Source organism: Sphaerobacter sp. (assembly GCF_019683595.1).
Taxonomy (GTDB): domain Bacteria; phylum Chloroflexota; class Chloroflexia; order Thermomicrobiales; family Thermomicrobiaceae; genus Sphaerobacter.
On record NZ_JADGHZ010000054.1, the window covers coordinates 1 to 20,136 of the forward strand.

Consider the following 20,136-nt stretch of genomic DNA (forward strand, 5'->3'; position numbering starts at 1 on the left):
TGACGCATGACGCATGACGCAAGACGTTCCCCCTCTCCCAACCTTGGGAGCGGGGACAGTGGGTGAGGGCCGTTCCATGCTTCCCTCTTGCCCCACCAGTCACATCCCCGTTAGACTAGGGTGCCTGCCGTGATCTGTTCGGACAGCGCGGCCGTTCACGCCGTGATGCGTTAAGCTGTTGAGGGACCGATCACCGGCCTGGCGGCCGGGCCGGGTACACGGGGATGTCTCCCGGTCACGACGCGCTAGGGAAGCGGAAGGGGAACTCATGACAGGCACCTGCCGCCGTGTGGCCGTCATTGGTCGCACCGTCGCTGCTCTCCTGATCCTGAGCAGTCTGCTCGCTGTTCTCGCGGTACCTGCCGCGGCGCAGGACGACTATGCCGGCTGGGAGTTATCGCGTGCCGCAATCTGCGAGGGCGCGCCTGGCATCGGTGAGGTCTGGCTCGAAGCAGGACCGGATATCCCACCGCTGGGTAGTGGCAGCCTTCACTTCTTGGTGGCGGCCGATGGGAATGGCTTCCCGCAACTCCGCCAGAGCGCGTTCGACGGCGTCGCCCTCGCCGCGCTGACCAAGCTGGAGTACAGCACGTTCGTCGATATGGACGGTGACCTGTCGGTTGCGCCGATGCTCTTGCTGGACATCGACGCGGACGCCGACGGTGAGGCGGATGATCAACTGATCTTCCAGCCCGGCTTGCAGGGTGAGCCGCTGGTTAACCGCCGATGGCAGGACTGGGACGCGCTCGGCGGGCTCTGGTGGTCGAAGCAGGGGCTGGCGGGGATGACCGCGGACAACCCGCAATTGCTGACGACCTACCTGGAGGAGTACCCCAACGCGGCGATCGTCAGCCCGGATGATGACGGCGCGCTGCGGGTTGCGGCCGGCTGCATCGGCGACGGCTGGGAGAGCTTCGCCGGCGCGCTCGACGCCGTCGTGGTGGGCGTGTCCGGGCTGGACACGGAGTACGATTTCGAGGCGGGAGCCATCTACGCCCGCGGTGCGCTCCCGCCGGGTTATGAGCGTGACGTGCCGGTCTTCACCCAGTTGCTGCCGGCGCCGCACAGCACCCATGCGCCCGGCACGGAGATCGCCGTCGGCGTCGAGGCTCGCTCCGACAGCGCGATTCGCTCGGTCCACCTGATGATCGACGGGCAGAGCGTGCCGGTGCAGATCGTGCCGCGGGCCGGCGGGGGTGTGCTCGCGACGGCGCCGCGCACGCTGCCGTCTGGCGTCCATCGGGTGATCGCGACTGTCACCGACCAGGAAGGCGACCAGTTCACCGCGCAGTGGAACTTTGTGGTCGGCGAAGCGGGTGAGTCGGAGTGGTTCAACGCCGACGGCACGCCAAAGGACGATGCGATCAACGCCACCATGAAGTCGCTGGTCGAGGCGTTCCGCTGGCACCTGTTCGGCCAGACCTGGGATGGCGTGAACCATCCGGAGATGCCGACCCACGTGGACACGATTACCCAGGGCACCGAGCCTGGCCCGTGGGTGACGGACGGCACCTTTGACGCCGAGGCGACCACGGCGACGCTGAAGAGCCTGGTCGAGGCGTTCCGCTGGCATTTCTGGGGTCAGTCGTGGCAGGGCGCGGGCGATCCACCGAATGTCCCGACGCACGCGACCGAGTTCGTCGACGCGGAGCCGCTCTCGCCGTGGTTCGAGGAGGACGGGACGCCGATCCGCTCGCAGATCGAGGGGACGCTGCGGTCGCTGGTCGAGTCCTTCCGCTGGCACTTCTGGGGCGTGACCTGGGACGGCCAGCACCACGAGCACGAGATGCCGACCCACGCGTGGTAGGCTGGGAAACGCTCTCACCCCCTAACCCCCTCTCCCAACGTTGGGAGAGGGGGAACGAGATGGACGGACGTACGTGCCCCTCTCCCAACCCTGGGAGAGGGGCTTGGGGTGAAGGCCGATAGAGTGATCCTGATGCGCGACCCGCAGTGGCGGTCGCGCATCAGTTGTGGGGAGGAGCCAGATTGAGACGGTCCCGATTGCTGATCATCGCGCTCGTGGGGGTGGCGCTCCTGGTGGTCGCCGCGTGCATGGGCGGGTCGTCTAACTCGACGCCGCAGACCACCACGACGCCCGCGACGCCGACGACGGCTCCGGCTTCCCCCTCCCCGCAGGCGCAGGGGACCGCAGTGGTCGAAGGGTGCACGCCGGTGCTGGCGCCCGGCGCCACGCCGACACCCACGCCACGTGTAGACCGCCGCCTGGGTCCGCCGGTCTTGGTCCTCATTGCCGGGGATTGCGAGCAGGAAGCCTCGCTCGGCTCCTTCTTCTGGCAACTCGGGGGGGATGTTGCGGCGGACGTCAACGCGCCGGGCTTGCAGATCCAGAAAGACGGCGCGCTGGCGCTGGAACAGGGTCAGGAGGTTCGCTTCGAGCCGCGCGTCGGGCCGGTGCCGGAGACGATGACGATCGACGTCTACCCGGAACAGGGAAATGTTCGGCCCCTGGAGGAGCTGCCCAACCCGCAGGGAACGCCCTACATCGGCACGCCGATCCCGGGATCAAACGCGCCCGACGTCTTCAAGCCGACAACCGATCCGGTGACGACCGTTGAGATCCCGACCGACGTGCTGACCTGGACGGTCGACCTGGAGCCGGGCACCTACTTCCTGCACGTGAAGGGGACCTGGCCCAACCCCACCGGCGAAGGCCGCGAGCTGACCGCCGAGTACTCGTTCTACGTGCGGGTCAAGTAGGCGAGCGTCATGCCACGCCGGGCGCCGTGGTGGCGCCCAGGGATGGTGGCTGTTGGCCCGTGAGGGTTGTGTGCGGAGTTCCGGGCCGTGGCATGTGCCGGGGGAGCACCTCGAGGCTGATAAGGGAAAGCCGGCTCAAGCGGGCCGGAGTGGAGCGGGGCATACATCCCGGCGGTACGGTCGTAACAGGTCGATGCGGTGCCCGGGGCTAAAGCCACCGGGCTGATTAGGGGAAAGCCCACTGAAGGGGCTCCCTTGTTCACCCCCGCTACTTCGATCCGGCACCCGCTGGACACTGCGTCTCCAGCCCCTTCAGTGGGCTTCGCTTCCTAGCCCGGTGGCTTTGGCCCCGGGCACGCGCCGGGCAGTGGGAACCTTTCCGCCTGGACGTGAGCCATGCTCCGCCCCAGCCGGCTTGAGCCGGCTTTCGTTGTGAGCCCGGCGGCTTGATCCCCGGGCACACGCCACCACACGCGGATCCTCACGCCAGGCCGTCGGCTCACTGTCAGTCAGCCCCGGGCACCTGCCGGCCGGTCAAGCCATTCATAGATCCGTCAACGCCGGGTATGTGCCGCTGCCACCGGAGATGCGATAGATTGTTGCCGGTTCCTGGGTGACGCGTGACGCATGACGCACGACGAAGGGTGGGTGACACATGGTGGATGGCGGCCGGGGGGAGCAGGTCAAGGCGCGGGTGCGTGAGCAATTCGCGGCGTCGGGGGACGCCTATGTAGTCAGCGCGACCCACCGCAGCGGCGACGACCTGGAGCGGCTGGTGGAGCTCGCGGAGGCGACGCCGGAGACGGTCGCGCTCGATATCGCCACCGGTGGCGGGCATACCGCGCTGGCGCTGGCGTCGCACGTCCGGCATGTCACCGCCTCGGACCTGGTTCCGGAGATGCTGGAGCGGGCGCGGGCTTTCCTCACGTCCAAGGGCGTGACCAACGCCGACTTCCAGGTGGCCGACGCCGAAGATCTGCCCTTCGCCGACGCGAGCTTCGACCTCGTGACCTGCCGTATCGCGCCGCACCACTTCGCCGATGTCCAGCGTGCGGTGCACGAGGTGGCGCGCGTGCTCCGGCCGGGTGGCCTGTTCCTGCTGATCGACAGCGTGGCGCCGGAGGATCCGGAGCTGGACGAATTCCTCAATGAGTTCGAGCGGCGGCGGGACCCGAGCCACGTTCGGTCGTACCGCCGTTCGGAGTGGCGGCAGTTCCTCGAAGCTGCGGGCTTGACGGTCGAGGTGATGGAGACCTTCACCAAGCGGCACGACTTCGATGCGTGGACGGGCCGTTCGAGACTCGGCCCGGAGGGACGTGCCGCGCTGGAAGCCTGGGTGTTAGCCGCGCCTCCGGCCTATCGGGAATCCCTCAAGATGGAAATCGTCGATGGCCGCGTCGTCGCCCACACGGACGAGAAGGGGCTGTTCAAGGCGCGCAAGCCGCGAGAGTAGCCGTCGTCTTCTCAGGGGCGTAGGCATCCCACGTAGTCTCGCCCGGGCTATCCACTTAGCTCCCCTCTCCCAAAGTTGGGAGAGGGGTTGGGGGTGAGGGCCGCTCCCAGAGACGCCCGCGCTCCTGAGAAGAGGGCACCTACTCCACCGTGATCGGCTCGGGCGCCGGGAGGCCGTGTTCGGCGGCGAAGGCGCGGGCGTGGTCGATGCGCTCGGCGATGCTCGGGTGGCTGTAGAGCAGGTAGCGCACCAGGGCGGGCGGCTTCGGGTCGGAGAGGTTGACCGCCGCCAGCCGGGTCATGGCCGCGCCGAAGGCCACCGGGTCGCGTGTCAGGTCGAGCGCGAACGCGTCGGCTCGCCGCTCGATGCGGCGCGAGTACCAGTTCTGCACCGGTCCGAGCAGCAGCCCGGCGATCGAGAGGAACCAGGCCAGGAGCGGCATGGTGGCCACGTCGCCGAGGCGGTCGGTGCCGATGCGGGAGCCGAGGCGGGCCAGGGTGCCGCGCGCCAGGCGGTCCACCACGAAGGACAGGGCGACGGTGAAGACGCTGCCGAGGGCGATGAAGCGCCAGATGTCGCGGTGAGCCTGGTGCGCGATTTCGTGCGCGACCACGACCTCGATCTCCTCCGGGGTGAACTGCTCCAGCAGGGTGTCGGCAAGGACGATGCGCTTGGTGCGTCCCAGGCCGGCGAAGAAGGCGTTGGCCTTCTTGGTCTGCCGGCTCATGTCGGTCTGGAGCACGTCGGCCACTTCGATGCCGGAGCGCGCGGCCAGGGCCTTCAGCCGCTCGGCCAGCTCGCGGTCTTTGAGCGGCTCGTACTTGTTGAAGAGCGGCATGATGAGCACCGGGCCGAGCTGTGCCATCAGGACGGTGAGCGGGATCGAGGCGGCGCTGACGATCGCCCACCAGGTCCGCGGCCAGCGGCGGATCACGGTGTACCCGGCCAGGGCCAGCGGCGTTTGGAGCACCAGACCCACACCCAGGCCCTTCAGGTGGTCGGTCAGCCAGGCGGTGCGCGTCTGGTTGCTCAGGCCGTAGCGGTGTTCGACGACGTAGGAGCTGATGTAGTCGAGCGGGAGCGACGCCAGGAAGCCGAGCAGCGAGAAGACCGTCGTCGTGGCGGCATCCCCCGCGAGACCGCGCCCCGCGCGGCGCTGCACCGCGGTCCGCACCTTGGCCGCCGCGCCGGAGAAGACCACCAGCGCGCCGGTGACGAGGCTCGTCACGAGCCCCACCAGGAAGAGCTGCTCCTTGGTCCGGTTGTAGCGGCGCGCACGGCGCAGCCGCTCCGGATCGACCGTGCGTGCACCGGGCGATGCGCCGTCCGCCGCCAGACGGCGGAGCGCAAGCGCGCCGCGGATGATCGTCGGCCAGGACACCACGATTCCGTCCTTCCCGCCCTCCGATGGCCCGCTGCCGCCGGAGTCTTGCTATCCTTACGCGCGGAACCCGGGATGCGCGTCCCCGCGTGTCGGGGTGGAATCAAACCCACCCGCGTGGGTTGACCCGCTGCAGGTGGCCGCGCGCTGGCGGCGAGCCAACCCCAGGACGCTCCGGGTGACACGCGCTGCCGCTGCCGTGGGTTGGACCGGCGTGTGAGCGATGACGCGACGTGTGAGGCGGAGAGGAGCAGACACCCTCGCATGGAACTGGCACTGCGTGGGATCGCCATCGGCCTGGCGCTGGCTGCGCCGATCGGTCCGGTCAACATCGAGATCGTGCGCCGCGGGCTGCGCTTCGGGTTCCTCTCCGGCTGGCTGGTCGGGGTCGGTGCGATCAGCGCCGACACGCTCTACTGCCTGCTCGTCATCGCCGGTATCACACCGCTGGTCGACCGCGCCGCGGTGCGCATGGTCCTATGGGTCGCGGGCGCGGCGTTCCTCATCTTCCTGGGTTATAGCAGCATCCGCGCCGCCTTTGCTACGGGGAGCTTCATCGACAAGCCCGATTCGGGCGGCTTCGTGCGCCGCTCCTACCCGACCGGGCTGCTGATCGCCCTGCTCAACCCGATGGGCATCGTCTTCTGGGCTTCGATTGGGGGCGGGCTCGTGGCATCGTCGGTGGCGCAGACCGACACGACCGGGACGTTTGCCATCGTGCTCGGGGTGATCCTCGGGCTCGGCCTGTGGGTCACCGGGCTGTCGCTCCTGATTCATGGAGGACAGCGGTTCGTGTCCGACCGGCTCTTCCGCTGGGTGAACCTCATCAGCGGGGTGGTGCTGATCGGATTCGCCCTCTCGTTCGCGGTCAAGGCGGTGCAGGAGGTTGGAGCGTGGCTGTGAGCGGATCGCGGCCCCGGGCGCGCGAGGCCGGGGTGGTGTTGGGGACGCTGCCGCCGGGTCCGGAGAACGCAATCACCGATGTGGCCGGGGTCCGGGTCGGGCATGTGACGCTCATCGAGGGCGATGGCCCGCTCGTGCCAGGCCGGGGGCCGGTCCGCACCGGTGTGACGGTGATCCTGCCCCACGAGGGGAACGTGTTCCGGGAGAAAGTCCCCGCCGGGATCTTCGTGCTGAACGGCTTCGGCAAGTGCCTGGGCCAGGAGCAGATCGATGAGCTGGGCGTGATCGAGTCGCCCATCGCGCTGACCGGGACGATGAACGTCGGCGTGGTGGCCGACGGGCTGGTCGAGCACGCCATCCGCACCAACCCGGACATCGGCATCACGACGTCGACGGTGAACCCGGTGGTCGGCGAGTGCTCCGACGCCTACCTCAACGACATGCAGGGCCGCCACGTGCGGCAGGAGCACGTGCTGGAGGCTATCGTGGCTGCCCGGCCCGGGCCGGTGGCCGAGGGCTGCGTCGGCGCCGGGACGGGGATGAGCCTGTTCGGCTTCAAGGGCGGCATCGGCACGGCCTCGCGCCGGCTGCCCGAGCGGCTTGGCGGCTACACGGTCGGCGCGCTGGTGCTCGGCAACTTCGGACAACGGGACCAGTTGACTATCGCAGGGGTGCCGGTCGGGCGGGAGCTGGCCGGCTGGCGGCCGGACGCCGCCGCGGAGCCGCCCGAGAGCGGATCGATCATGGTGATCCTGGCGACCGACGCGCCGATGCTCGACCGGGCGCTGCGGCGGCTGGCGCGGCGCGCGGCGCTGGGGTTGGCGCGGACCGGCTCGATCGCCGGGCACGGCAGCGGCGACTACATCATCGCCTTCTCCAACGCGGTGCGCATCCCCCACGAGACAAGCGAGCGCGTGCTGACGCTGCCCCACATTGTGGAGGATGGGGCGCTGATCGACGGCCTGTTCCAGGCGGCGGTCGAGGCGACCGAGGAGGCCGTGATCAACGCTCTCTTTACCGCCACGACCATGACCGGCCGCGACGGCCATGTCCGCTACGCGCTTCCCCTCGACGAGACGCTGGCGATCCTCCGCCGCGCCGGGGTGGTGCGGTAAGGGCAGGCGTGGCCCCGTTTCAGGCGGAGCCTGCGCCTGCCGGCGTCATATCAGCCCCAGGGATCAGACCTCAGCGCCGCACCAATCCATCATCAGCCGCGCGAGGACCTTGGTGACCGAGCGCACGCTTTCGAGATCGACCCACTCGTCGGCGGCGTGCAGGTTGTCACCGGACGGGCCATAGCAGGTCGTCTGGACTCCCTGATAGAGCTGGAAGAAGCGTGCATCGGTCGTCGCCGTGGTGACCTCCTGGCGGATCGGCGTACCGGTGACTTCCTGGTGCGCGGCGGCAAGCGCGGCGAAGATCTCCTGGTTCGGATCGAAATCCGCCCCCTCGGCATGGAAGGCGTAGAACATCACGTCGGGGAGGTGGTCACGCAGCCACGGGTCGCGGCGGGCAGCCTCCATGATACGGTCTCTGAAGCGCGCCTTGACCTCTTCCAGGTTCTCCCCGGGATAGGTGCCGATCCGCACCTCGAAGACAGCCTCGGCCGGCACGGTGGAGGTCCAATCGCCGGCGTGGAACTGCCCGATGTTGTAGTTGATGGGGTGGGGAATGTCCTGCCACACAGCCGGCTTGACCTCCGGGCGGTTGACCTCCGCCTCCAGTTCCTTCACCGCTTGCAGGAGGGGCATCGCCTTCAAAATGGCGTTCGTCGCGGCACTGGCGCTGCGCGCGTGTGCTCCCGCCCCGCGGACGGTGACGCGAGCCCAGAGAACCCCAACCTGCGAGATCAGCGCCGTCTGGCCGAACGGCTCCGGGATGACGACGGCATCGGCGCGGTATCCTCGCGCGATGGTCGAGAGCGCTCCCGCACCCGTGCACTCCTCTTCGATGACGGTGTTGAGGTACACGTCACCCTTCAGCCGGACTCCGGCCCGTTGAAGGGCCTTGACCGCGAAGATCATGGCGGCGATGCCCGACTTCATGTCGGCCGATCCGCGGCCGTACATGCGTCCGTCTACGATCTCTCCGCCCCACGGGTCGTGCGACCAGAAGTGGATGGGCTCCACGCTGACGACATCGACGTGGCCGTTCAGCAGGAGGGATTTGCCCCCACCGCTGCCCCGCAGGGTGCCGACGAGGTTGGGGCGGCCATGATATGACCACTCGACTGGACTATAGCCGGGAAGCGACTTCAGGGCGCCGGGGTCGATCTCCCACCGATCGACCTCAAGTCCCATCTCCGCCATCTCGCGCGCGATCCAGTTCTGGATCTCCGCTTCGTGGTGGAGCGTGCTCGGGCGGCGGACGAGACCCTGGAGGAACTGGACCTCGGCATCCCACAACTCATCGACAGCCTGCATCACGCGGTCGACCATTCCGTGCTCCCTTCTCTGTGCTGCCGCATGATGCTACTACAGGCGCCGGGGATGCGGTATAGGGACGCGACGCACCGCGAAGGCGGCGGATCAGGCGGGCACCGGTGCCACGATAGTCGAGTCGTCCCTCAGGATTCGGATGCGCGCCACAAAGGGGCAGAGATTGGGGATGGCGAGCGCGCCCGGCGCCAGGCCGGAGCGGACTCTCGCGAAACAGAGCAAGGGAGCCGACACGATGCCGGCGCTCCCCGGGCTTCGAGGACGGGTGAGAGTCGGTGTGACGCCCGCGCTCCCGCCAGGCGCTACGCCCGGACGAGGCTGCCGCCGACGGTTGCGGCGAGGTCTTCGAGCTGGGAGTAGATCCAGGCCAGGATGTCCTGCTCGATTACCAACCGGCGCAGCGCCTGGGCATGGTAGGCCCGCTGCTCGGCGGGCATGGTGAGCGCCTGATAGATCGCGTGGGCGGTGCTCTCGACGTCCGCTGGCGAGACGCTCAGCGCGTGCTCGCTCAGTTGCTGGTAGGCGCCCGCCCCCTCCGAGAGGATCAGTACGCCGTTGCGGCGGTTGAGCAGCGCCCCCTCCTTGGCGACCAGGTTCATGCCGTCGAAGATCGCGTTCACCAGGAGCACGTCGTAGTACTTCATCGCGGCCAACGCGCGCGGGTAGTCGTCGCCGATGAAGAGGCGCACGGGCTCCCACGCCACCCCGTCGCGCTCGGCGACGTTGGCGTACTTGGTGTTGATCCGCCCGACGATGGTGTTGATGTCGTCCAGGTAGTCGACGTACTCGGCGACCTCGAGCCGTGACGGGACGAGGAACGCCAGGAAGTTGACCCGGCCCAGAAACTCCGGGTGGAGTTCGAGGAAGCGGTCGTAGGCCTGGAAGCCGCGCACGATGTTCTTGCTCGGCTCTGCCCGGTCGACCCGCAGGATCGTGTGCTCGTTGAGGAAGGTCTTGATGTGCTCCTCGTGGCGCAGGGCGTCCTCGCTGGCGGCCACGCGGCGCACGGCGTCGACGTCGATCGAGATGGGATAGGAGCGGACGTGGGTCGTGTGACCGCGGTAGCGGATCTCGCGGCGGCGGTAGTCGATGTCGACGTCGTCGAGCGTCGCCTCGCAGGTGTAGACGAAACTGCGGGCGTGGCGGGGCGTTTGGAAGCCGACGATGTCGTTGGCGAGCATGCTGTGGCAGATGGCCCGGCGGAACTCCACCGGCAGCAGGCGCCAGTAATCGGGATCGGGCCAGGGGATATGGACGAAGTGCTGCAGGATTAGGTCGGGGCGTGCCTCGCGCAGGTAGCCGGGCACGAGGTAGAGGTGGTAGTCCTGCAGCATGACGATCGGCGGCTGGGTGCTGGAATCGGCCACGGCCAGGATCTCCTCGGCGAACTGCTGGTTCACCGTGACGTAGCCGTTGTTCCAGGCGTCCCAGGTGACGTGGTCGATGTCGGGCTGGCGCGGGGTGTCCCACAGGTAGTGCTGGAGGAACCAGAGCAGTGGGTTGCTGATGTGGTTGTAGTACCGGTCGTAGGCGTCCGGGTCGGACACGACGAAGCGGACGCGGAAATCGGCGTTGTCCGGTTCGATAACGGACTCACCGCGTTGGGCGGCGAGCTCGGCGCGCAGGCGGTCGCCATCGGTCATGGCGGCTGCCACCCAGATCGCGTCGGTGAAGCGGCTGACCGCGCTGATCGCGGTCACGACCCCACCGGTGCCGCGCCGGGTGGAGAAGGAGCCGTCCGGTTCGCGGTGGAACTCGACCGGGCCGCGGTTCGACGCGATGATGAGGGTTACCCGGCTGAGGAGATCCCGCGCCGGTTCCGGCAGATCTCGTCGCCTGGCGTCATGGTTGACTGTCGCTCCATGCTCGTCGGCCACCTGTTCCTCTCATCCCATCGTGCTGGTGAACCTGTGCGGCGCTGGGGGTCGTCACCAGGGAGGTAGAGCACGACCGAACGGTCGCCCGAGATGCGATGTGGCCTCGCAATCTTCGTTCCGACCAGCGGGTCGTGTGGTGACAGCACGCCGCCGCCCGCGGCGCGCTCGACCCGTCAGCGACGCGGCGAGTGCGGATGCTCGCGCCCGGTCCCACTGCGCCGTCGCCCGGCGCCGGGCGCGGCATGTCCGCCGCGGGGTCCCGTTGCTGGTGACTCCCGGGCCGCTCTCCCCTTGGTATGGATCGTACCACAGGTTTCCGGCGCGTCCTGAGCATTACGCGCCGGATGATTGACTTCTCTATCGTTCAGTGTAGAGATAGCGTAGAATAGCAGCATCTGGAGGGCTGGATTTCATGCCGGCATACCAGCCGCGCCCAGGAAGGAAACGAGCGCATCGGTGACCGTGTCCGGAGGCCGGATTTGTCCAGACTGCGGCAGTGATCGCGTGGAGTTCGTCCAGCGCGGGCTGGCTGGGCCGATCAATGCGACGGACCAGTACTACCGCTGCCACGCCTGCGGGCGGGTCACCTACGAGATCGTCACGCGGACGTCCCGTGAGTTGCGCGCGGGACGGATCGAGCCCGGCCGTGTGATCCGGACGGCCGGCCACAGTTACTCGGTGCGCCGCATCCTCAAGATCGGGCTTGACGAGTACCTCGTCTACCTCCGGCCCGCCGACGACCCGTTCCCGCGCCTCCGACGGGAGGGGCAGGAACGGAGATGAATGCGCATTGACGAATTTGTCTCGGCTTGCCCCGTCCCCGGTGCAGTGAAGGATGACACGAGGGGGCGCGGGTGGTGGCAAGACGAGACGAATGCGTCAACGTTCATAACCCCCGTTCCGACAACGGAAACCGACTCAATCGGGCTGGGATCGAACAGCACTCATTCCCGGGCGTTAGATCCAGGCGCTCGGCATGTGCCGGGGCTAAAGCCGCCGGGCTGACAACGAAAGCCGGCTGAAGCCGGCTAGGGAAATCGGGCTTAGATCCCAGCGATACGGTGTTCAACACCCGGCCCGTGCCTGAGGCTAGAGCTGCCAGGCTGACAATACAAAGCCCACTGAGGAGGCTGGGGATGCTGGGTATGGCGGGCTGCCGGATCGGCTCCGCCTGAACGTGGCCATCGCAGCCCCTTCAGTGGGCTTACCCTATATCAGCCCAGCGGCTTGATCCCCGGGCACATGCCGCCGCACGGGGATCGTCCCGCCACCCATCCCGTCTGTCGACCCCGGTGTGGAACTAACCCCCGGCGCGGCTGCTGCCGCGCCATACCAAAGCGGCGGCTCTGGCCGCCGCACTCCAAAACGTTCCAGCCGGCTTCAGCCGGCTTTCCTTGTCAGCCCGGTGGCTTCAGCCCCGAGCACGGGCCACGCAGCAGGGATCCGCACGCCACCTACCTCTGGGCACAGGCCGGCTACGTGAATTCGATAACGCCGGAACATCGTTCAGTCCCGGTCAGCGTTGCTGAGGTGTGCAATGCGACGCTCAACCGGTCCGTGCTGGGCGTCGGTGAAGGGGTTCCCCTCGCTCCCCAGAGGGGAGCGAGGGGTATGATCCAACGGCCTAGGAGACCTGCGCGGCGGTGTGGAGGGACTCGGGCATCGGCTTGTCGCGCTTGGTCGGGGTGACGTACTTCTCGACGAGCGCGCTGGTGCCGCCGACGTTCAGCCGGTCGAAGATGAGGTCGAAGCGCTCCTCGAGCACCGAGCTGATCCCCTGCCGCACGTCAGCCGGGAGATCCCACATCTGCTGCTTGAAGGGGCCGAAGGCGCGCTTGCGGGTCGTGTAGTAGAACTGCGCGTCGGTCATGTTTGGCTTGCGCTCGTCGGCATGGTTCTCGGCCAGATAGGCGTAGATCTCGTCGCGCAGATCCGTGGGGAAGAGATCGCTGTCGTAGATGAGGTTCTGGAACGCCGTTGCCAGGTGCACCTCACAGGCGTTCGCCTCGGAAAAGCGGTTGAAGGCGATCTCGGGCAGGGTCGATGCACCGTGCTGGACCGCGCCGGCGAGGCCGTACTCCTTGCGGCCGACCTCGGAGAGCTCGGCCAGTGTGTCGAAGTCGACCTTGACGTCGGCGATGGTGCCGTCCGGCAAGACGACGCCGCCATGGCTGGTGCCGGTCTGGACGCTGATCTTGCTGATGCCGACCAGGTCGCCGCCCTTCTCGGCCAGGACCCGGTTGAAGCCGTCCATGAAGGCGCGCAGCTCGTGGACGTCGCTGTTCTTGCCGCCCACCTCGCCGATCTCGCCGCCGACGGAGACCATGACCCCCTCGGGCTGGTGCTTCCGGATGAAGGCGGTCAGGTCGGCGCAGTGCTGGTAGTTGAGGGTCTGCTGCTCGGCGACGGTCGGCTTGCTCAGGTCGACCAGTGTCGAGGAGTCGACGTCGATGTTGTAGAACCCGGCGTCGAGCGCTTCGAGGATCAGCTTCTCAACGCCCTCGATCTCCTTCTGGGGATCCTTGGCGTAGCCCTTGGCGCTGATCTGGAAGTGGTCGCCCTGGATGAAGACCGGGCCGCGGTAGCCCTCGCGCAGCGCGGCGGCGAGCACGCTGGAGACGTACTCCTCGGGCCGCTGCTGGGTGTAGCCGATCTCCGAGCGGGCGATCTCGAAGATGAACTGCTTGCAGTCGTAGCGCATCGCGGTGCGGAAGACCGCCCGCGCGGTGTCGTAGGTCAGACCGCGGATGTTGATCGCCGGGGTGGTGCGGTGGTGCCACTCGCCGCGCCCGCCGGCCATGTAGTACTCGTGGATCGATGCCGGCAGCGCCCCGAGCGCCTGGGCCGCTTGCCAGATGATCCAGCGGCAGGCCGGCTTGACCGCATCGTCGCCGAAGACAGCACCGTACACCAGGCGATCGACCTTCTGCTCCCGGAATGCCCGCTCGTCGGCGATCGAGAGGGCGCCGTCCCGGATTTCGACAGCGGGTCGCAGGTCGTCGAGCAACTCTTGAACAGACGAATAGCCACGCATGGGTCTAGCCTCCTCGCGGTATCGTCCCATTGGTACGGCCCGCAGGGCCGGTCGGGCCTATCTTAGCCGTACTTCACTGCTCCGGGCCATACTCGCTCTTGCAAGCAAATTCCGCGCCGACTGGCGCCGAACCGCTACAGGTGTTCGGCGAACCAGTCGACGATCCACTGGAGCCGCTCGATGCGTCGGTCGGGCCGCCCGCTGCGCGAGAGACCGTGGCTCTCCTCCGGGAAGCGGACGAAGACCGCCTCCTTCCCCAGGTAACGCAGCGCGGCGAACCACTGCTCGGCCTGCTCGATGGGGCAGCGCAGATCCTGCTCGCTGTGGAGGATGAGGATCGGCGTCGTCACGTTCTTGACGTACGTGATCGGGGAGCGCTCCAGGTAGAACGACGGGTTGTCGTAGGCACTACCGCGGAACTCCCAGGGCGTGTAGGACCAGCCGATGTCGCTGGTGCCGAACAGGTTGAGGCGGTTGCAGGTGCTGCGCTGGGTCACGGCCGCCTTGAAGCGGTCGGTCTGGGTCACGATCCAGTTGGTCAGGTAGCCGCCGTAGGAGCCGCCGGTGACGCCCAGCCGCTGCTCGTCGATGTAGCCCTGCGCGACCACGTAGTCGACCCCGGCCATGACGTCGCGATAGTCGATCCCGCCCCAGTCGCCCATGGCCGCGGAGACGAACTTCTGCCCGTAACCGGTGCTGCCGCGCGGGTTGGTCATCAGCACGACGTAGCCGCGAGCGGCCAGGACCTGCATTTCATGGAAGAAGGCGCTGCCGTACATGGCGTGCGGGCCGCCGTGGATCTGGAGGATGAGCGGATAGCGGACGGACGGGTCGAAGCCCGGCGGCTTGAGCAGCCAGCCCCCGATCTCCACCCCGCCCTCGGCGGGATAGGTGATGCGTTCCGCGGGGACGACCTCCACCTCGGCCAGGAAGTCGGCGTTGGCCTGGCTGACCTCCCGCTCGTCGCTGCCGTCGGCCGCGGTCACGTAGACCTCCAGCGGCCGGGTGGGGGAGGAGGCGAGGAAGGCGAGCGTGCCGTCGCCGGCGACGCTCACGTTCGCGACCTCCCGGTCGCCGCCGATGACGACCGTGCTCTCGCCGTCGAGGCTCACGCGCACGACCGGCACCGTGCCCTGGTCGCTGATGAGGGTCAGCAGGCCGCTCCCATCAGGCAGCCAGAGGGGCCGCTGGGCAGCCACGGCATAGTGCTGATCGGAGAGGACGGTGTTGCCCACCTCCCGGTCGAGCGCGGCGGTCAGGTTGCGCGCCTCGCCCCCGGTGGTGGGAGCGACCCACAGGCCGGTGAGCGTCGTCGGGCCGTAGGGCTCGACAATCGGGTTGCCCACGTAGGCGATCCAGTCCCCGTCGGGCGAGAAGGCCGGGGAATTGTAGACACCGTCGCTGGGGGTGATCCGGCGCGGCTCGCCCCCGTCGAGCGGCACGACCCAGATATCCGAGAAGGTGTTGCGCTCCCGGTCGTCGGTACGGTTGGAGACGAAGGCGATGGTGCGGCCGTCTGGCGACCAAGCGGGCTGGGTATCGTCCCAGTCGCCGTCGGTGATCTGGCGCGGCGTGCCGCCCTCGGCCGAGACGACGAAGATGTGCCGGCGTCGATCGTCGAAGTAGCCCTCGCCGTCCAGCTTGTACTTGAGCGAGCGGATGACCTTCGTGTCGCTGCGCTGCGCCGCGCGCTTCCGGTCCTCCTCGGTCTCATCCGCGCGTTGGACGGGGCCCTCGGGTCCGACCTTACTCACGAACGCCAGCCAGGCGCCGTCGGGCGACCAGACGGGATCGGCCACGCCGTGCTTCAGGTCGGTGATTCGCTCTGGCTCGCCGCCGTCACTCGGCATGACGTAGAGCTGAGTGACGCCGTCGCGGTCGGAGAGGAATGCCAGCCGGCTGCCGTCCGGCGACCAGCGCGGGCTGGTGTCCTTGTGCGTCCCGGCGGTGAAGCGCATTCGCCCGCTGCCGTCAACATTGGCGACCCAGATCGCGGAGCGGTAGCGCTTCTCCTCCAGGACGATCTCGGTGACGACATAGGCGACGCGCCGGCCGTCCGGCGCGATTTGGGGATCCCCCAGGTAGCGGATACGCGCCAGATCGGCGATCTCGATCGGTCGGGGCATAGGTGCATGTCCTTTCGGGACTACTGCGTGTTTCGTGTTCCGTGGTCCACCGGCAGGGTCAGGCACAAGCCCGCCCTGCCGGTGCACCGGATGGGTTTGTTGACGGCTGCGGTCATCAGCCCTCGCCGAAGAGCGACCAGATGGTCGCGGCGTACTTGATCCCGGCGAGGTAGTGATGGACGGTGATGAACTCGTTGGCGGCGTGGCCGCGCCAGTCGGGCGGGCCGATGCCGGTCCCGGCGCCGGGGATCCCCAGTTTCCCGGCGAGCCACACGGCCTGGCGCCCGGAGGCCGACTCGCTCGGGCGCAGCGACGGCTCACGGCCGTAGACGCGGCGCGCGGCCTCCACCACCACACGCGCGAAGGGCGAGTCGGCCGGCACGCGCGACGGCTCGATGCTGCCGAGGTCGTGCAGCTCCACGTCAGCGAAGCCGTGGTCGTCCAGGTGCTTCCGCAGCCGCTGGAAGATGTCGGCCGGGTCCTGGTCGGCGACGAGGCGGAAGTCGACGTTCACTGCGGCGGTCGCGGGCAGGAGCGTCTTGTTGCCCTCGCCGACGTAGCCGGAGGCGAATCCCGCGATGTTGCAGGTCGGCGTGAACAGCAGTTGCTCCAGCGCATCGACCCCGGAGACGCCGCCGAGGAACTCGTCCACGCCGAGATCCCGTTTCTGCGCCTCGTCGTCCCATCCCGCCTGCTCCAGCAGCGAACGCTCGAGTGGCGTGGGCGGGCGCACGGCGTCGTAGAAGCCCTCGATGCGCACGCGCCCGTCCGGCCCCTTGATCGACGCCAGCGCCCAGACGAGCTTCCAGGCCGGGTTGGGCACCAGCCGGGCGCGGGCGGAGTGGAGATCCTTGCTGCCGCCGCGGGCGCGCATCTGCACGAAGAGGAGGCCGGAGGTGCCGAGGCTGACCCGCGGCACATCGCCCGCGTCGAAGCCGCCGTCGAACGAGAGGGCGGCGTCGGCGGCCAGCAGGTCGCGGTGGCGCTCGACGAAGGCCGGCAGGCTGGGGCTGCCGCTCTCCTCCTCGCCATCGAAGATGAACTTGATGTTGATCGGCATGCCGGTCGTGGCCCGCAGCGCCTCCACCGCCTTGAGGTGCGCCATCAGGTTGCCCTTGGCGTCGGTCGTGCCGCGGCCGATGATGCGGTCCCCCACGCGCCGGGCCTCGAAGGGCGGCGACTCCCAGTCGGACTCGGGGTCGGCGGGCTGCACGTCGTAGTGCGTGTAGATCAGCAGTGTCGGCGCATCGGGCCGGTCGCCGGTGATTTCCCCGTAGACGACCGGCAGCCCGTCCGTCTCGATCACCCGCGCGGTGATCCCAACGTCGCCCATCATCTCGACCAGCAGCTCGGCGCACTCGCGCACGCCGATGTTGGCCGAGGAGATGGACGGCTGCCGGATGAGCCGCTGGAGGTCGGCGATCATGCGGTCGGCGTGCGTGTCTACGTAGGCATAGACGGGAGATAGGTCGGTCATCGCGCCCCCCTTTCGCGTCCGCTGCCGCTATGCGTCCTGCGCGCTCCGGCCCAGGTGCCGCTCATACCAGTCGATTGCCCGCTGCAGGACATCGATCTGGTGCTTGCGCTCCATGATCACGTGCGGCTCGCGCGGGTAGAGCACCAGTTGCGTTTCCACCCCGCGGCTCTTGAGCCCCTCGTAGAGCTCAAATCCCTGGCTGGGCGGCACGCGGATGTCGTTCTCGCCGTAGAGGATCAAGGTCGGCGTGGTCGCCCGGCTGATGACGCGGATCGGCGACAGGCGCCAGTGCGTCTCGACCTCCTCGTCGACCGGGCCGAGGTAGCGGTCGAAGACGCTGCGCACATCGGCGGTGCCCTGGAAGCTGACCCAGTTGGCGATCCCGGCGCCGGAGACGGCCGCCTTGAAGCGGTCGCTGTGGGTGATGGCCCAGTTGGTCAGGAAGCCGCCGCCGCTCCAGCCACCGACGACGAGCTGGTCCGGGTCGGCGATCCCCTGCTCGATCAGGTAGTCCACACCACTGTTGATGTCCTCCCAGTCGGGCTCGCCGTAGCAGCCGACGATGCCGCAGAGGAACGCGGTGCCGCGGCCGGAGGAGCCGCGCGGGTTGGGCAGGAAGACCGCATAGCCCCGCTGGGCGAAGAACTGCCCCCAGTCGTGCCAGCCGGCATACAAATGGTGGAGCCAGGCGCCGCACGGCCCGCCGTGGATATGGACCAGCAGGGGATAGCGCTTCCCCTCCTCGTAGCCGACGGGAAGGATCACCAATCCCTCGATCTCCAACCCGTCGGTCGAGGTCCAGCGGATGTCCCGCACCTCACCCCACTTGTAGTCGCGCGTCCAGGGGTTGAGATCGGTCAGGCGGCGCGGCTCTCCGCCCAGGTCGGCCACGTAGACGTCGCCGTACGACTCGTCGTGGGCGAAGACGAACGCGGCACGGTCGCCGCTCGCGCTCAGCCTGAAGGCGCCGACCACGCCCACCCGCTCGAACGGCGCGAATGCGTCGCTCACCTCCCCGGAGGTGAGGTTGAAGACCTTGACCGTCACCCGCTGGCCCATCTCGACCGAGGCAACGATCCGCTCCCCGTCCGGCAGCCAGGCGAACTCCCGGAACGAACCCTCGAAGCCGGGGGCGACGATGTGGGGCTGGCCGCCACTGGCCGGCATGGTCTGGAGGGAGAAGAACGCGGGAATGACCTCTTCGGCGGCGACGAAGGCGAGCGTCTGCCCGTCCGGACTGAACTTCGGCGTGGTCAGCAGCCCCTCGAAGCGGCCGAGACTGCGCAGCTCCCCGTCCAGACTGAGGATCGCCATCTCGGGCGCGAAGGTGTAGTGGGCCTTGGGATCGGGCGAGGCGAGAACCACGAAGGACTGCCCATCCGGCGCCCAGGTGAAGCCCGCGTCTGCCTGGGTGCCGATGTGGATCCCCTCGGGACTGACCCGTCGCGGCTCGGGGAGGGCGTTCGGGGCGATGGCGGCCGTGTCCTCCGGCACAGCCATGACCCAGAGGCTGGCGCGCTTCACGTTGGCGTCGACGACGCGGGCGTCGTCGCGCTCCTCGCGGCGCCGCTTCTCCTCCTCGGTCTCGGGGTCCATCGCGGTATAGGCCAGCAGCGAGCCGTCGGGCGACCAGGCCGCCTGGCCGACACCGCCTGGCGCAGCGGTCACACGCACCGCCTCACCACCGGCCAGGTCGAGCACGTAGACCTGCGGCTTGCCGCGTTCGAGCCGATCCGAGACGAACGCCAGCCGCCGCCCGTCGGGCGACCAGCGTGGCGCGCCGTCCGCCGCTTCGGATGTAGTCAGCCGCCGGGGCGTGCCGTCGTCCGCGGCGACCAACCAGATCGCGCTGACCGGGTGTTCTCCCTCCTTCGAGGCCGGGGTCGTCACGTAGGCGACGTGCCGGCCGTCCGGCGAGATCTGCACGTCGGTCACGAGCGTGGCACTGACTGCCTGCTCGAAGCTGAGCATCCGCTCCGCTGTCATCCTGCTCTCCCTCCCCTGCCGTGGGCGGAAACGGGTCACGGTTACCACGGTGAGCCTGACGCCGGAGCCGCGACCTGTCAAGGCCGGGGAGGCGTCTCGGCGTCGTTCGGCGACGCTGTCCGTGCTTGCGCGGCTGTCTGTACAAACCCCCGGGCTGACAAAGCGCAGCTGGCTGGAGCCGGCTGTGGAGTGCGGCGGTTCCAGTCGCCGCTTTGGTATCGCGCGGCGGCAGCCGCGCGCCGGGGTTGGTTCCGCGCCAGTGTCGTGGCACGGGCTGGGTGGCGCGGGGATCCCGCGCCGTTAACCCGTTCCGGTGCGGGTGGTGCGACGGATCCGGCGCCGTGGCATGTGCCCGGGGCTCAAGCCGCCGGGCTGCCTAGGGGTAAGCCCACTGAAGGGGCTATGATGGCGACATCCCGGCGTGTCCGCTCCGGCCGCCCATTGGGCGCTGTATCCCCAGCCCCTTCAGTGGGCTTACCAAGTTATCAGCCCGGCGGCTCTAGCCCCGGGCACGCACCGAGCGGTGGGATCCTCTCACCACCTAGCCGGCTCATCGCCCTCAGCCGGCTTCAGCCGGCTTCGCATTGTCAGCCCGGGGGTTATGGAGTTTGACGAATTAGTCGTGTCTACCCGCCGGCCGCCCACGACTCTCCGCGTGTCATCCTGAGCGGAGCCGGGGGCGGCGGCCAGCCGACCCCGGCGCAGCGAAGGATCGACCCCCGGCGCCGGGGGCGGGGCGC

At 68.6% G+C, this 20,136-nt stretch carries 13 protein-coding genes; 6 read left to right on the forward strand and 7 right to left on the reverse strand.

What is annotated here, in order from left to right; translation table 11 throughout:
* The first annotated feature begins 268 nt into the window (after positions 1–268).
* The 3 genes from IRZ30_RS07840 (at position 269) to IRZ30_RS07850 (ending at position 4,174) form a co-directional block, all read left to right on the forward strand.
* Complete coding sequence (locus IRZ30_RS07840) at positions 269–1,807, forward strand: hypothetical protein (RefSeq protein WP_294084337.1); 1,539 nt, start codon at positions 269–271, stop codon at positions 1,805–1,807.
* Positions 1,808–1,989: 182 nt separating this feature from the next.
* A complete protein-coding gene (locus IRZ30_RS07845; RefSeq protein WP_294084338.1) occupies positions 1,990–2,721 on the forward strand; it encodes a hypothetical protein in 732 nt (243 codons plus the stop codon).
* A 655-nt stretch (positions 2,722–3,376) separates the two neighbouring features.
* The gene (locus IRZ30_RS07850) at positions 3,377–4,174 is read left to right on the forward strand and encodes a class I SAM-dependent methyltransferase (protein ID WP_294084339.1); all 798 of its coding nucleotides are present in this window, start codon (positions 3,377–3,379) and stop codon (positions 4,172–4,174) included.
* A gap of 139 nt (positions 4,175–4,313) precedes the next feature.
* On the opposite strand, the gene IRZ30_RS07855 is transcribed toward IRZ30_RS07850, so the two are convergent.
* A complete protein-coding gene (locus IRZ30_RS07855; RefSeq protein ID WP_294084340.1) occupies positions 4,314–5,555 on the reverse strand; it encodes a M48 family metallopeptidase in 1,242 nt (413 codons plus the stop codon).
* 264 nt (positions 5,556–5,819) lie between these two features.
* On the opposite strand from IRZ30_RS07855, the gene IRZ30_RS07860 reads away from it, so the two are divergent.
* A complete protein-coding gene (locus tag IRZ30_RS07860; protein WP_294084341.1) occupies positions 5,820–6,458 on the forward strand; it encodes a LysE family transporter in 639 nt (212 codons plus the stop codon).
* Complete coding sequence (locus IRZ30_RS07865) at positions 6,449–7,573, forward strand: P1 family peptidase (RefSeq protein WP_294084342.1); 1,125 nt, start codon at positions 6,449–6,451, stop codon at positions 7,571–7,573. The genes IRZ30_RS07860 and IRZ30_RS07865 overlap by 10 nt, the downstream gene beginning before the upstream one ends.
* Positions 7,574–7,636: 63 nt before the next feature.
* On the opposite strand, the gene IRZ30_RS07870 is transcribed toward IRZ30_RS07865, so the two are convergent.
* Together IRZ30_RS07870 and IRZ30_RS07875 are read right to left on the reverse strand one after the other, a co-directional pair.
* Entirely contained in the window at positions 7,637–8,896 is a 1,260-nt protein-coding gene (locus IRZ30_RS07870) for an ArgE/DapE family deacylase (protein WP_294084343.1), read from the reverse strand.
* A 302-nt stretch (positions 8,897–9,198) separates the two neighbouring features.
* Complete coding sequence (locus IRZ30_RS07875; protein ID WP_294084344.1) at positions 9,199–10,773, reverse strand: trehalose-6-phosphate synthase; 1,575 nt, start codon at positions 10,771–10,773, stop codon at positions 9,199–9,201.
* A gap of 456 nt (positions 10,774–11,229) precedes the next feature.
* On the opposite strand from IRZ30_RS07875, the gene IRZ30_RS07880 reads away from it, so the two are divergent.
* Positions 11,230–11,556, forward strand: a complete 327-nt coding sequence (locus IRZ30_RS07880) for a hypothetical protein (protein ID WP_294084345.1) — start codon at positions 11,230–11,232, stop codon at positions 11,554–11,556.
* A gap of 841 nt (positions 11,557–12,397) precedes the next feature.
* Here IRZ30_RS07880 and IRZ30_RS07885 read toward each other — a convergent pair.
* From IRZ30_RS07885 to IRZ30_RS07900, 4 genes are all read right to left on the reverse strand, one after another.
* Positions 12,398–13,807, reverse strand: coding sequence for a class II fructose-bisphosphate aldolase (locus IRZ30_RS07885; protein ID WP_294084346.1), 1,410 nt, complete (start codon positions 13,805–13,807; stop codon positions 12,398–12,400).
* A gap of 134 nt (positions 13,808–13,941) precedes the next feature.
* The gene (locus IRZ30_RS07890) at positions 13,942–15,933 is read right to left on the reverse strand and encodes a S9 family peptidase (RefSeq protein ID WP_294084347.1); all 1,992 of its coding nucleotides are present in this window, start codon (positions 15,931–15,933) and stop codon (positions 13,942–13,944) included.
* Positions 15,934–16,048: 115 nt separating this feature from the next.
* A complete protein-coding gene (locus IRZ30_RS07895; RefSeq protein ID WP_294084348.1) occupies positions 16,049–17,410 on the reverse strand; it encodes a M20/M25/M40 family metallo-hydrolase in 1,362 nt (453 codons plus the stop codon).
* A gap of 27 nt (positions 17,411–17,437) precedes the next feature.
* Positions 17,438–19,396, reverse strand: coding sequence for a S9 family peptidase (locus tag IRZ30_RS07900; protein WP_294084349.1), 1,959 nt, complete (start codon positions 19,394–19,396; stop codon positions 17,438–17,440).
* Between the last annotated feature and the right edge of the window lie 740 nt (positions 19,397–20,136).

Bases quoted from the DNA above. Each gene is read 5' to 3' on its own strand.
- IRZ30_RS07840 (WP_294084337.1), top strand. From the start codon at position 269: ATGACAGGCACCTGCCGCCGTGTGGCCGTCATTGGTCGCACCGTCGCT.
- IRZ30_RS07850 (WP_294084339.1), top strand. From the start codon at position 3,377: ATGGTGGATGGCGGCCGGGGGGAGCAGGTCAAGGCGCGGGTGCGTGAG.
- IRZ30_RS07860 (WP_294084341.1), top strand. From the start codon at position 5,820: ATGGAACTGGCACTGCGTGGGATCGCCATCGGCCTGGCGCTGGCTGCG.
- IRZ30_RS07870 (WP_294084343.1), bottom strand. From the start codon at position 8,896: ATGGTCGACCGCGTGATGCAGGCTGTCGATGAGTTGTGGGATGCCGAG.
- IRZ30_RS07885 (WP_294084346.1), bottom strand. From the start codon at position 13,807: ATGCGTGGCTATTCGTCTGTTCAAGAGTTGCTCGACGACCTGCGACCC.
- IRZ30_RS07890 (WP_294084347.1), bottom strand. From the start codon at position 15,933: ATGCCCCGACCGATCGAGATCGCCGATCTGGCGCGTATCCGCTACCTG.
- IRZ30_RS07895 (WP_294084348.1), bottom strand. From the start codon at position 17,410: ATGACCGACCTATCTCCCGTCTATGCCTACGTAGACACGCACGCCGAC.
- IRZ30_RS07900 (WP_294084349.1), bottom strand. From the start codon at position 19,396: ATGACAGCGGAGCGGATGCTCAGCTTCGAGCAGGCAGTCAGTGCCACG.